This is a genomic window from Caldicellulosiruptoraceae bacterium PP1, assembly GCA_041320695.1.
In the GTDB taxonomy this organism is placed as follows: domain Bacteria; phylum Bacillota; class Thermoanaerobacteria; order Caldicellulosiruptorales; family Caldicellulosiruptoraceae; genus JBGGOQ01.
Genome location: JBGGOQ010000021.1, coordinates 1 through 13,208 on the forward strand (window position 1 = coordinate 1; position 13,208 = coordinate 13,208).

Sequence of the window (13,208 nt, forward strand, 5' to 3'; positions counted from 1 at the left end):
AGGTTTACAGTGTTCCCGGTGCAACAACTCTTGGATATTTATTATTAGCATATGAACTATTCCCAAATGCTTTTCAAGAGAAATTAAACATTCCAGAAAGTAACAACAAAGTTCCTGATATACTTGATGAAAGTAGATATGAAATTGAATGGTTACTTAAAATGCAAGATAGTAAAAGCGGTGGAGTATATCACAAGATGGGTAGTGCATACTTTCCAGATTTTAGAATGCCAGAATATGATACAGGAGACCTTTATGTTGCTCCAATTTCTGCAACTGCAATCGGCAGTTTTTGTTGCCGGATATTTTGATAGATAAAATCAAAATATGCAATGTATATTGTCAATAATTTCACAACTATATTAAAACAAGCAATTTTATTACTATGAAAATAATTAATAATATTAGAGAATTCCATAAAAAGACTGTCCAATTTTTTAGTGGGCAGTCTTTTTTAAAAAACATATTTTATCAATAATGCAAGAATAGGCTATAAAACTTGCAAAAAACATTAAAAATATAAAAAATATATTATTGATTGAAAAAAAGTTTATTGCTATAATTAGATTTACTATATTGTATACAGTATTATAAAATGTGCTGATTGTATACACTTAAATTGAAATGAAATTGCATTATTGTATTTTCATTTGTTATTTGTGATTATAAAAAACTTTATTTGATATATGGGAGGTAATTGGATGTTAAGAGAGGGACAAATAAGGATTCCTTCAGGTTGTGCTATATCAGGTTATATTAATAAAAAAGGTATAAGAACATCTGGAGTTGACATAATAAATTCCATTGCAATTATGAAAGAAAGAGGAAATGGACTAGGCGGTGGTTTTGCAGCGTATGGCATATATCCAGACAGAAAGGACTATTATGCTTTTCACCTATTTTTTGATGATGTAAAAGCTAAAGAAGACACTGAACACTACCTAAATATTAATTTTGATGTTGTAGAAAGTGAACAGATTCCAACAAGGAAGGTATCAAGTATTCAAAATAGTCCAATTGTATGGAGATATTTCGTAAAACCAAATCCCAAAAAACTTGCAGATACAGAAAAAACCGAAGAAGATTTTGTTGTTGATGCAGTTATGACAATAAATAGTGAGATTGAGGGTGCTTTTGTTTTTTCAAGTGGAAAGAATATGGGAGCGTTTAAGGGAGTTGGATATCCTGAAGATATTGGCGAATTTTTTAGACTTGATGAATATAAAGCATATATCTGGACTTCTCATTCAAGATTTCCTACAAATACTCCGGGTTGGTGGGGCGGAGCACATCCATTTACACTTTTGGATTGGTCTATAGTTCACAATGGTGAGATTTCATCATATGGCACTAATTTTAGATATCTTGAAATGTTTGGATATAAATGTACATTAAGGACTGATACAGAGGTTATGGCATATCTATTTGATTTACTTTTAAGAAAGCATAAATTACCTGTTGATATTGCAACAAAGGCTTTAGCTGCACCATTTTGGAGCGTTATTGAAAGAGAATCAGAAGATGTAAAAGAAAAATTAAAAGCTATAAGGGCTGTATATCAATCTTGCTTAGTAAATGGTCCATTTTCAATAATTCTTGGATTTTCAAATGGTATACTTGCATTAAACGATAGAATAAAACTACGACCATTGGTTGCAGCACAAAAAGGTGATGTTGTATATGTTGCATCAGAAGAATCTGCAATAAGACAAATATGTAAAGAGCCAGATAAAGTATGGACACCTAAGGGTGGAGAAATGGTTTATGCTACTTTGGATGAAGGGGTGATAGCATGATAAGTTTATTTGAAAATGAATTCGAAGTTATAAGAGATGAATCAAGATGTATTACATGTAAGGTTTGTGTTAGACAGTGTGCTAATGAAGTTCACGAGTATGATGATGAAGAAGATAGAGTAATAGCAGACAGTTCAAAATGTGTTGCTTGTCATAGATGTGTTGCACTTTGCCCTACAAAAGCACTAACAATAAAAAGAACTTCAAATGCTTTTAAAGAAAATGCAAACTGGACAGCAAGTGCGATAAATGAAATATATAAACAAGCTGAAACTGGTGGTATTCTACTTACTGGTATGGGGAATGACAAACCAATTCCAATATATTGGGATAGACTTCTTTTAAATGCAAGTCAGGTTACCAATCCATCCATAGATCCACTTAGAGAGCCTATGGAATTGAAAACTTTTATTGGAAGAAAACCTGATAAGCTTGAGTTTGACCAAAATGGAAATTTAATAACAAAGATGCCACCACAGCTTGAGCTTGATGTTCCAGTAATGTTTTCAGCTATGTCATTTGGTTCAATTTCATTGAATGCTTGTGAATCATTAGCAGCAGCTGCAACACAGATGAACACTTACTGGAATACAGGTGAAGGTGGTCTTCACAAAAAGCTATATCGATATAAGGAACATGCGATAGTTCAATGTGCATCAGGTAGATTTGGTGTTGATGTTGATTACTTAAATGCTGGTGCAGCAATTGAGATAAAGATAGGACAAGGGGCAAAGCCAGGTATAGGTGGACACTTACCAGGCGAAAAGGTTGGAGAAGAGGTATCAAGAACAAGAATGATACCAGTTGGATCTGATGCTTTATCACCAGCTCCACACCATGATATATATTCAATTGAAGATTTAAGACAGCTAATATATGCTTTAAAAGAGGCAACAAACTATACAAAACCAGTTGGGGTAAAGATTGCCGCAGTTCACAATGTTGCTGCAATAGCATCAGGCATTGCAAGAGCAGGAGCTGACTTTATTACAATAGATGGTGTTAGAGGCGGAACTGGTGCAGCTCCAACAAGAATTAGAGATAGTGTTGGAATACCTATTGAGCTAGCACTAGCTGCAGTTGATACAAGACTCAGAGAAGAAGGAATAAGAAATCAGGTTTCAATTGTAATAGCAGGTTCAATTAGAAATTCTAGCGATGTTGTTAAGGCAATTGCCCTTGGAGCAGATGCTGTATATATAGGCACTGGTGCATTAATTTCACTTGGATGCCATGTTTGTCAAAAATGTTATACAGGAAAATGTAACTGGGGTATTGCAACTCAAGACCCACTACTAGTAAAAAGACTTAATCCAGAGATTGGTGCAAGGCGTGCTGCAAACCTACTCAGAGCATGGTCACATGAAATAAAAGAAATGCTTGGAGGTATGGGTATAAATGCCCTTGAATCATTAAGGGGAAATAGGCTTATGCTAAGAGCAGTAGGCTTAACTGAAAAAGAAATGGAAATATTAGGTGTAAAGCACGCTGGAGAGGGGGTATAACAATGACTAAAAGAATATTTCCTAAAGAGGAATATTGTTTAGGTTGTCATTTATGTGAGGTATATTGTACTGTTGCTCACTCAAAAAATAAAAAAGATATAATAAAGGTTTACAAAGATAAGAAAAATAAACCTACACCTCGAATTCTAATTGAAGAAAAACAAGGGAATTATGTTACCTTTGCCTTACAATGCAGGCATTGTGATGCAGCACCTTGCACAAAGGCGTGTATTACAGGTGCTATGAAAAAACTTGAAAATGGGACTGTTATATGTGATGAAGAAAAATGTGTAGGATGTTGGTCATGTATATTAGTATGTCCGCATGGTGCAATTAGAAGGGGCGAGAATAAAAAGGTTGCTTCAAAATGCGATCTTTGTATAGAGCTTGGAGAGCCAGCTTGTGTAAAGAATTGTCCAAACGAAGCTCTCGAAATAAAAGAAATATAAAAGGGGGGAAAGGACTTGAATTATGTAATTATCGGTAACTCAGTTGCAACTGCAGGTTGTATAGAGGCCATTAGAAACGTTGATAAAGAAAATTTAATTACAATAATTTCAGATGAACCATATAGAATGTATTCAAGGCCTTTAATATCTTACTACCTTGCTAAGAAGGTCACAGAAGATAGAATGTATATTAGAGATGAAGATTATTATGAAAAAAATAATGTAAAAGCAATACTTGGTAAAAGAGCAACAAAAATTGACTTTACAAATAAAATAGTTTTTCTTGATGATAATAGTCAGGTAAATTATGATAAACTTCTAATTGCAACTGGTGGAAAACCATTTATTCCACCAACAAAAGGCTTTGAACTTAAAAATGTTTTCACTTTTATAAAGTTTGATGATGTAAAAGCTATAGATAACTCTCTTTTTGAAGGAGCAAAAGCTGTTGTTATAGGTGCAGGATTAAGTGGACTAAAAGCAGCTGAAGCACTTTCTAAAAGAGGATGTAGTGTAAAGGTTGTTGAGCTTGCAAATAGAATTCTTGGTTCAATATTAGATATAGAAGCAAGCTCTATTGTGCAAAAAGAGCTTGAAAAACATGGTATTGAATTTTTACTTGAGAATTCAGTTTCTGAGATTATTGGGAATGAGAAGGTAGAAAAGGTTAAGCTAAAGAATGGTCAAGAGTTAGATTGTGATATTGTTGTATTTGCAATTGGTGTTGTTCCAAATATTGATTTTTTAAAAGATACAGAGCTTAAGATAAATAGAGGAATAGTTGTTAACGAAAAAATGGAAACAAATATCAAGGATGTTTTTGCTGCAGGAGATTGTGCCGAAGGTTATGATATGGTTTTTGAACAACAAAGAGTAATTCCAATATGGCCAAATGCATATAACCAAGGAGAAACAGCAGGTTATAATATGGCAGGAATGGATAAAACATTTACACAAGGTTTTCCAATGAATTCAATTGGATTCTATGATGTTCATATGATAACAGCAGGTATAGTTGTTCCAACATCTGATGACATTGAAGTTCTCAAGAAATTTGATATAGAAAAAAATACTTATAGAAAAATATATATTAAAAATGGAAATGTTCTTGGCTACATGTTTATTAATTCTTTTGATAGAGCTGGCATGATTACAAATATGATAAAAGAAAAGATAAATATTGAAGCTATAAAGGATAGACTTCTTGAAGATGATTTTGGATACCTTGATCTACCAAAGGAATTTAGATATGAGAAGCTATTAGGGGGTGCAAAGAAATAGATGAGTAATGTAAAATCACTTGAAAAGCTTATCCTAGATGCTAATGGTATTCATTACAAAGAATTAAATCAAATGATAGAGGAAGCACTCAATCAAGGATATAAAGAGATTGAGCTTATTAATGTCAATGGCCAAAGATATATTGGAGATGGGCTTACATTTCCTGATAGAAAGATTACAATACATGGCACTCCCGGAAATGATATGGCCGCATTTATGAATGGCCTTACAATAGAAGTGTTTGCAAATGCACAAGATGCTATTGCAAATACTATGAACGATGGCAAAATTATTGTTCATGGCAATGCTGGGGATATTTTAGGTTATGCTATGAGAGGTGGCGAGGTATTTATTAAAGGCGATGTTGGATACAGAGTTGGTATCCACATGAAAGAGTATAAAGATAAAATACCTGTATTAGTAATTGGAGGGAAAGCAGGAGATTTTTTGGGTGAATATATGGCCGGTGGAAGAATTTTAGTACTTGGTCTAAATCTTAGAGAAAATGATGAGATTACAGGTCTTTTTTGCGGAACAGGTATGCATGGTGGTATAATGTATTTAAGAGGGCAAATAGAACAATATAAGCTTGGTAAAGAAGTAAAAGTGGTTGATTTAGATGGTGAGGACATCAAGTTTATTGATAAATATGTAACAGAATTTGTAAAATACTTCGGATTTAGTAAAGAGTTTATTATGTCGAAACCATTCTATAAATTAATACCATATAACAAAAGACCATATGGTAAATTATATGCTTATTAAAATTATGCTCAAGTTAGGTTTTGCCTAGCTTGAGCAATTATAAAAGGGTGATTTAAATGAATTTTATTTGTAATGTATATTTTGACATGTTAAAATATTTTAATAATGATATCAGAAGGATCAATCATGCAAGTAAGGTCTATTGCTTCGCAAAAATGATTGCTGAAAAAGAAAAGGTTAACAAAGATACACAAACTATTATTGAAATAGCTTCAATTCTTCATGATATAGGTATAAAGGTATGTGAGCAAAAATATAATTCTACTTTAGGTCATTTTCAAGAGATTGAAGGTCCTATTGTTGCTCAGAATATTCTAAAGGCATATGAAATCGATAACAGTATTTTAAATAGGGTTTTATATCTTATAGGTAATCATCATAGCTATAATAAGATTGATGATATAGACTTTCAAATTTTAGTTGAGGCAGATTTTTTAGTAAATATATATGAAGATAATATGAGTTTGGAGCAAATCAGAAAAATTAAAGAAAAGTATTTTAAAACTGTCTCAGGTACTGATATAATAAGGAGTATGTATAATTTGTAGCTTGGCTTTGAACCTTTTCGGTTTAAAGATAAATAAAATTTTTGTAGTATGGTAGGGAGGTTAATTTATGGATCTAATTTTATCAATTTTACCAATTCTTCTTGTTCTTGTTCTTTTAATTCTTTTCAAAAAAACTGCAGATATTGCTGGTCTTGCTGGATGGATTCTAACAGGTCTTATTGCAATCTTTGCATTTAAAACCTCATTTGATGTATTTATAAAATCATCAGCTATGGGCTTTTTGGCAGCACTACCTGTATCACTTGTTGTTGTAACATCAATTATTCAGCTTGCAATTATGGAATCAACAGGTGCTATGAAAAGAATTATTGTTTTTATAAAAGGGATATCAAAGGATGATAAGATATTACAAGCACTTATTTTAAATGTTGGATTTGGCACTTTTTTAGCTGCAACAGGTGCAATTCCTGTAACAACACTACCTCCAATATTAATTGGACTTGGGTATTCAACATTCAGCAGTATTGCACTTTCAGCAGTAGGATTTGATTCACTGTGTACATATGCTTTGCTTGGCACACCACTTGTTGTTTTTGCTCAGATTGCAAATACAGACCTTATTACAGCAGCAAAATATTTTTTACCTTATGTAGGGGTTGTTTCTTTTACCATCTCTCTTGCAATGCTTTATATTATAGGTAATAGTCATTATTTAAAAAGAGGAATTTTACCTGCCATAGTTGTTGGTATTACATCATATTTATCAGCAAGGTTTACAATATTAATTAAAGCTCCAGTTTTAACTGGTATCTTTGCTGGTATATTTATAATGCTTGTTATGATGCTAATACTTAAGCTAAAAGGTAAAAAAGTATATGATAGTTCAGTATTTAATGATGAGGACAAGAAGATATCAAAGAGCATGAATATTCTTGTAGCTATTTCCCCTTGGATATTATTAGTTGTATTAATTTTAGCTACAAACTTAATTGAACCAATAAGAGCATTTTTATATGAAAAACTTTCAATGCCAGTTGAAGTAATGAAAGGACCTAAAATAAAGCCAATATTTACAAGGGTTTTATGGCAAGCATACACATGGATTTTGATTAGTACATTGCTTTCAATAGTATTCTTAAAACCAACAAAACAGCAGCTAAAAGACTCTCTTATTAAGATGAAAAACAGAATTCCAAAACCATTTATATCATCAACAGTCTTCTTTTTAATGGCATATGTAATGATGTATTCAGGATTTGTAAAGACTGATTTGGGATATGAGCTTTTAAATAAAGACCATAATATCATTTATATTATGGCTGACTATTCTGCAAGGGCATTTAAACATGCCTATGCATTTATTGTGCCATACCTTGGGATACTTGGAGGCTTTATCACAGGTACAGAAACATCAACAATTGCTATGTTTGCTAAATATACAATAGAGACATCAAATATACTAAAGATATCTCCATTTATGATGGTTGCAGCTCTTGCATTTGGAGGAGGATTAGCATCTGGCATTTCACCTTCAAAATTACAAAACGCTGCAGCAGCTATTGATGCAATTGGTGAAGAATCTAAAGTTTTGAAAACAACACTTATTATTTCACTTATTATGGCGTTTATAACTGGTATTTTAAGCTTTATTTTAAGATTAGGATAAAACAAAGGGCTATCCAAAAAGAATATTGGATAGCCCTAAATTATTCAATGAATAGGTTTTAATATACATTTACAAATGTAAATCATGATAAATATATTCTACTTTAAATATTAATTTTAAATTATACATTCACTATTTTTACTGCCAATATTGTAAATTCAAAAACATGTTAATTATTTTACTTTGCTCTTCTAACTCTTCTAAACTTGATACACCGTAATATTTACCTTTAATATTTCTCGACTCAAGTGTCCAAAGAAAAGCTTTAAACTTTGGAAACCTATCAATATTTTTTTCCATATAGAAAAGAAGATCGCATAATTTTTTATATAAAAACGAATTCTTATCTCTTTCTTTATTAAATCTATCTATATTTACAATTAACTCGAATGGTTCAGTTATTTTATATCGATAAGCATTTTCTTTATTATTAGAATATATTTTTTGATAATTATTATAGCTTTCCAAAAAAACCCTATACATCATATCTCTCCTTAAAACGTGGTAAATTTTCCAAAAATGCTTTTTTCTTTGATTCATAAAAATCATTTCGATTAATTATCTCGTTAATAATTATATTCAATAAATTTTTATCGCATTGAGGAACAAGTATATCCAAATCCTCAATATCTTTTTCACTCATTCTGATAATTTTGCTTACAACAATATCTTCTTTTGATAATACGTAAAAACTAAGATAGTCAAAACCATCTAGTTTAATTGCTCTTTTTTTATATGAAGGAGAAATAGCTGTACTCTCATATTCTAACATATCAAAATCACTTAGATATCTTAATACTTTTCCTAATTCCGCAGGATAATTCAAATCTAAAAAATCAAAATCTCTTGTTGCTATATCAAAATATCCTCCCAATATACAAGCTGAACCAGTTTATTTCACCTAAATTTTTATCTAAATTAAATTATACATTCGTTTATTAATCAATTGCAAACAAAAAATTAATACAAACAAGAATTCGCTATTGACTCTTTCTCAAATACCTTTTATAATAAGATTTGCTTGTCGAAATAAGACTAAAAAAGCGGTGGGTATAGCTCAGATGGTTAGAGCGCCAGGTTGTGGCCCTGGAGGTCATGGGTTCAAGTCCCATTATCCACCCCATGAAAAGCTATATTGGGGTGTAGCCAAGCGGTAAGGCACAGGACTTTGACTCCTGCAGTCCGGTGGTTCGAATCCACCCACCCCAGCCATTTAAATATGGGCCATTAGCTCAGCAGGCAGAGCACCAGCCTTTTAAGCTGGGTGTCCCGCGTTCGAGTCGCGGATGGCTCACCATTTATGAAAACCAAGCTCTCATATGTGAGGGCTTTTTTTGTTATATTAATAAAATATAATTTTTTAACCTAATCAACGACAGAAGTCGCCTACTTCTATGAGTGTGTGATGAATATCGCTTTATTTGCTATAATAATCATAGGAGGGGGTGAAAATTTGCTAAAGGCATATAAATACAGAATATACCCTACAAAAGAACAACAAGAATATTTTGCAAAGGTATTTGGTTGTGTAAGGTTTATATATAACAAAATGCTTGCAGACAAAATAGAGTATTACAAGCAAACAGAAAGAATGTTAAAAACTACACCTGCTAAGTATAAAAGAGAATATCCATTTCTAAAGGAAGTAGATAGTCTTGCCCTTGCTAATGCACAGCTTAATTTAGAAAGAGCATATAACAACTTTTTTAGGGATAAGAATATAGGTTTTCCGAAGTTCAAAAAGAAAAAAGGCTATCAATCATACACAACAAATAATCAAAATGGGACAGTAAGTATAGATAATGGATACTTAAAAGTGCCAAAACTAAACACAAAGATAAAGATAAAACAACATAGACAATTTGAAGGGATTATAAAATCTGTAACAATATCAAAAACACCTGCAGGAAAATATTATGCTTCAATATTATTAGAAACAGAAATAAAAAAACTTCCCAATGTGGATAAAAAGATGGGAATAGATTTAGGGTTAAAGGAATTTGCGATACTATCAAATGGAGAAAAGATAGAAAATCCAAAATGGTTAAGGAAAACTGAAAAAAGGATAAAACAAATACAAAAATCACTATCAAGGAAACAAAAACAAAGCAGTAATTATGAAAAAACAAGATTAAAACTTGCAAAACTATATGAAAAAATATCAAATCAAAGGAAAGACTTTCTACATAAGTTATCCTCTAAAATAATAAACGAAAACCAAGTTATAGTGATGGAGGATTTGAAGGTAAAGAATATGCAACAAAATCATCATTTAGCAAAGGCAATAACAGAGGTATCATGGTCAGAATTTAGAAGGATGATAGAATATAAAGCAAAGTGGTATGGGAGAGAAATAATAATAGCACCACATTCTTATGCATCAAGTCAAATATGTAGTGAATGTGGGCATAAAAATACTGATGTAAAGGATTTAGCATTGAGGGAATGGGAATGTCCTAAATGTGGTGCCAAACATGATAGAGATATAAATGCAGCCAAGAATCTACTAAAATTAGCCATGTAGATGGTATTATCGGGGATGGGACAGCCCTTTGAGCGTGGGTAATCTGGTAAGGTAGCTTATCTTGACCACGAAGCCCCCACATCTATAGGTGGGGGTAGTTCACTACCTATGATAGCTTTATAAAACAAAAAATAAAAGAGGTTATATCTCTTCAAGAAGAGATTGGTTTAGATGTTTTGGTTCATGGTGAATTTGAAAGAAATGATATGGTTGAATACTTTGGTGAAAACTTAGAAGGCTTTGTTATTACTCAAAATGGATGGGTTCAGTCTTATGGAACTAGATGTGTAAAGCCACCAATAATATTTGGGGATATAAAAAGAACAAAGCCAATAACAATAGAATATATAAAATATGCTCAAAGCCTAACACCAAAACCAGTAAAAGGTATGCTAACAGGTCCTGTAACAATTGTTAACTGGTCTTTCCCACGAGAAGATATAACATTTAAAGATATGGTTTACCAAATAGCAGAAGCAATAAAAGAAGAGGTATTGGACTTAGAAAATAATGGTTGCAAGATTATTCAGGTTGATGAAGCGGCACTAAGAGAAAAATTGCCTTTGAGAAAAACAGAATGGGAAGAATATCTTAAAACTTCAATAAATGCTTTTAATATTGTAATTTCAAAGGTAAATCCACAAACCCAGATACACACTCATATGTGCTATAGTGAATTCAATGACATTATAAATTATATCAATAATATGAATGCTGATTGCATAACATTTGAGGCGGCAAGGTCCAATTTGGAGATGTTGGATGCTTTAAATAATTCTAATTTTAAGATGGAGGTAGGTCCTGGTGTTTATGATATTCACTCACCAAGGATACCTTCTGTAGAAGAAATAAAAGATATTATACAAAAAATAATAAATAAAATAGATAAAAACAAAGTGTGGGTAAATCCCGATTGTGGGCTTAAGACAAGAAACTATAATGAGGTTATACCTAGCTTAACAAACATGATTAATGCAACAAAAGAGATACGAGAAAATATTTAATAAATAAAGGCTGTGGTGAAAAGCACCTACAGCCTTTTATCATTAATATACTTCAAATTATTATACTTTAAATTATAATAATTTTGGGTATATTTAAACAATTTCCATAAACCCTATTATTTTTCTCTTGCAAAAATTTATTTGCTATGGTAGATTTTAATAAAAAATATTAGGTGAAGTGAATATGCTTTCTAAGGTAACAACCCTTTCATATATAGGTATAAAAGGCTTTGAGGTTACTGTTGAAGCTGATATAACAAATGGAATTCCAAGCTTTGATATTGTTGGTCTTCCTGATACCACAATAAAAGAGGCAAAGGAAAGAGTTAGGCTTGCTATAAAAAATAGTGGCTTTGAGTTTCCAACTGGAAAGATAACAATAAATCTTGCTCCTGCCTCAACTAAAAAAGAAGGCTCGTCATTTGATTTGCCCATTGCAGTTGCAATTCTTAAATCATCTGAACAGATAATAAACAATTCTTATTATGCAATTATAGGGGAGCTTTCACTTGATGGACAGGTAAAAAAGGTAAGTGGAGCTTTGCTTATGACTATTGCAGCATATGAACTAGGCTTCAAAAATATTATTGTTCCATATGAAAATAGAAATGAATGTGCTGTTGTAAAAGGAATAAATGTGTTTCCAGTTACAACATTAAAAGAAGCTGTTGATTTGATAAATGGTGAAAATGAAAAATTTGCTTACCAGTTTGATATAAATTCACTTTTTAATATAGATCATTTATATGATGTTGACTTTTCAGAAGTAAAAGGGCAGGAATATGTAAAAAGGGCTGTTGAAATAGCTGTTGCAGGTATGCACAATCTTTTGATGATAGGACCACCTGGTAGTGGTAAAACAATGATTTCACGAAGAATTCCGACAATACTTCCTCAAATGACATTTGAAGAAAGCCTTGAGGTTACCAAAATATATAGCTCTGCAGGATTAATATCCGAAAATGAAGGTCTTATTACAAAAAGACCATTTAGAACCCCACACCATACAGCATCATCAATTGCTTTGATTGGTGGTGGTAAGATTCCAAAACCTGGTGAGGTTTCTTTAGCACATAATGGAGTTTTATTTTTAGATGAATTTCCAGAGTTTGATAAAAGAACAATAGAGGTTTTAAGGCAGCCTTTGGAGGATGGTATAATAACAATTTCAAGAGCAAATGCCACAGTTACCTATCCTGCTAGGTTTATGTTGGTTGCTTCAATGAATCCCTGTCCATGTGGTTTTTATTTATCAGAAGATAAAGAATGTACATGCTTGCCACATCAAGTAAAACAATATATGGGTAAGATCTCAAAACCAATACAGGATAGAATTGATATACATATTGAAGTAAAGCAGGTTAGTTTAAGAAGCATTGATGATAAGTCTACAAAAGATTCCAAAACAATGAGAGAAAATATTTTAAAAGCAAGAGAAATACAATTAGAAAGATTTAAAAATGCAGGTATTAATTTTAATTCACAGATGAAGCCATCACAAATAAATAAGTATTGTAGGTTAAACTCAAAAGAAAAAGAACTGATGGAAAATGCCTTTGATAAACTAAAGCTTTCATTTAGAGCATATTCCAAGATACTTAAGGTTTCAAGAACAATAGCCGACCTTGAAGGAAGTCAAGATATTAAATCAGAACATCTATTAGAAGCAATAAATTATAGGATATTAGATAGGTTAATATAAAATATAA

Annotated in this window: 12 protein-coding genes, 3 tRNA genes and 1 pseudogene; 14 read left to right on the forward strand and 2 right to left on the reverse strand. The window is 31.8% G+C overall.

Going from position 1 to position 13,208, the window contains the following annotated elements; translation table 11 throughout:
* From ACAG39_12095 to ACAG39_12130, 8 genes are all read left to right on the forward strand, one after another.
* The coding region (locus ACAG39_12095; protein ID MEZ0537968.1) for a glycoside hydrolase family 9 protein at positions 1–311 on the forward strand (311 nt) is incomplete at its 5' end.
* Positions 312–701: 390 nt separating this feature from the next.
* Complete coding sequence (locus ACAG39_12100) at positions 702–1,796, forward strand: glutamine amidotransferase family protein (protein ID MEZ0537969.1); 1,095 nt, start codon at positions 702–704, stop codon at positions 1,794–1,796.
* Positions 1,793–3,301 (forward strand): glutamate synthase-related protein, encoded by a 1,509-nt coding sequence (locus ACAG39_12105; protein MEZ0537970.1) that lies wholly within the window; start codon positions 1,793–1,795, stop codon positions 3,299–3,301. The genes ACAG39_12100 and ACAG39_12105 overlap by 4 nt, the downstream gene beginning before the upstream one ends.
* Before the next feature lie 2 nt (positions 3,302–3,303).
* On the forward strand, positions 3,304–3,750 hold the full coding sequence (locus ACAG39_12110) for a 4Fe-4S dicluster domain-containing protein (protein ID MEZ0537971.1): 447 nt from the start codon (positions 3,304–3,306) through the stop codon (positions 3,748–3,750).
* A 15-nt stretch (positions 3,751–3,765) separates the two neighbouring features.
* A complete protein-coding gene (locus ACAG39_12115; GenBank protein ID MEZ0537972.1) occupies positions 3,766–5,031 on the forward strand; it encodes an NAD(P)/FAD-dependent oxidoreductase in 1,266 nt (421 codons plus the stop codon).
* Positions 5,032–5,796, forward strand: coding sequence for a hypothetical protein (locus tag ACAG39_12120; protein MEZ0537973.1), 765 nt, complete (start codon positions 5,032–5,034; stop codon positions 5,794–5,796).
* A 56-nt stretch (positions 5,797–5,852) separates the two neighbouring features.
* Entirely contained in the window at positions 5,853–6,344 is a 492-nt protein-coding gene (locus ACAG39_12125; protein MEZ0537974.1) for an HD domain-containing protein, read from the forward strand.
* Between the two features lie 67 nt (positions 6,345–6,411).
* The gene (locus ACAG39_12130; GenBank protein ID MEZ0537975.1) at positions 6,412–7,971 is read left to right on the forward strand and encodes an L-lactate permease; all 1,560 of its coding nucleotides are present in this window, start codon (positions 6,412–6,414) and stop codon (positions 7,969–7,971) included.
* Positions 7,972–8,109: 138 nt separating this feature from the next.
* Here ACAG39_12130 and ACAG39_12135 read toward each other — a convergent pair whose 3' ends face one another.
* Both ACAG39_12135 and ACAG39_12140 read right to left on the reverse strand, forming a co-directional pair.
* The gene (locus ACAG39_12135) at positions 8,110–8,454 is read right to left on the reverse strand and encodes a hypothetical protein (protein MEZ0537976.1); all 345 of its coding nucleotides are present in this window, start codon (positions 8,452–8,454) and stop codon (positions 8,110–8,112) included.
* Positions 8,447–8,848 carry a DUF6036 family nucleotidyltransferase gene (locus ACAG39_12140; protein ID MEZ0537977.1) on the reverse strand — a complete coding sequence of 134 codons (402 nt, stop codon included), beginning with the start codon at positions 8,846–8,848 and terminating at the stop codon, positions 8,447–8,449. The genes ACAG39_12135 and ACAG39_12140 overlap by 8 nt, the downstream gene beginning before the upstream one ends.
* A gap of 169 nt (positions 8,849–9,017) precedes the next feature.
* On the opposite strand from ACAG39_12140, the gene ACAG39_12145 reads away from it, so the two are divergent.
* From ACAG39_12145 to ACAG39_12170, 6 genes and pseudogenes are all read left to right on the forward strand, one after another.
* Positions 9,018–9,094, forward strand: a tRNA-His gene (locus tag ACAG39_12145).
* A gap of 13 nt (positions 9,095–9,107) precedes the next feature.
* Positions 9,108–9,183 (forward strand) — tRNA-Gln (locus ACAG39_12150).
* A 9-nt stretch (positions 9,184–9,192) separates the two neighbouring features.
* Positions 9,193–9,268 (forward strand) — tRNA-Lys (locus ACAG39_12155).
* Positions 9,269–9,424: 156 nt separating this feature from the next.
* Positions 9,425–10,495, forward strand: a complete 1,071-nt coding sequence (tnpB, locus tag ACAG39_12160) for an IS200/IS605 family element RNA-guided endonuclease TnpB (GenBank protein ID MEZ0537978.1) — start codon at positions 9,425–9,427, stop codon at positions 10,493–10,495.
* A 107-nt stretch (positions 10,496–10,602) separates the two neighbouring features.
* Positions 10,603–11,499 (forward strand): annotated as a pseudogene (gene metE, locus ACAG39_12165) (5-methyltetrahydropteroyltriglutamate--homocysteine S-methyltransferase).
* Between the two features lie 184 nt (positions 11,500–11,683).
* Positions 11,684–13,201, forward strand: a complete 1,518-nt coding sequence (locus ACAG39_12170) for a YifB family Mg chelatase-like AAA ATPase (protein ID MEZ0537979.1) — start codon at positions 11,684–11,686, stop codon at positions 13,199–13,201.
* The last annotated feature ends 7 nt before the right edge of the window (positions 13,202–13,208 follow it).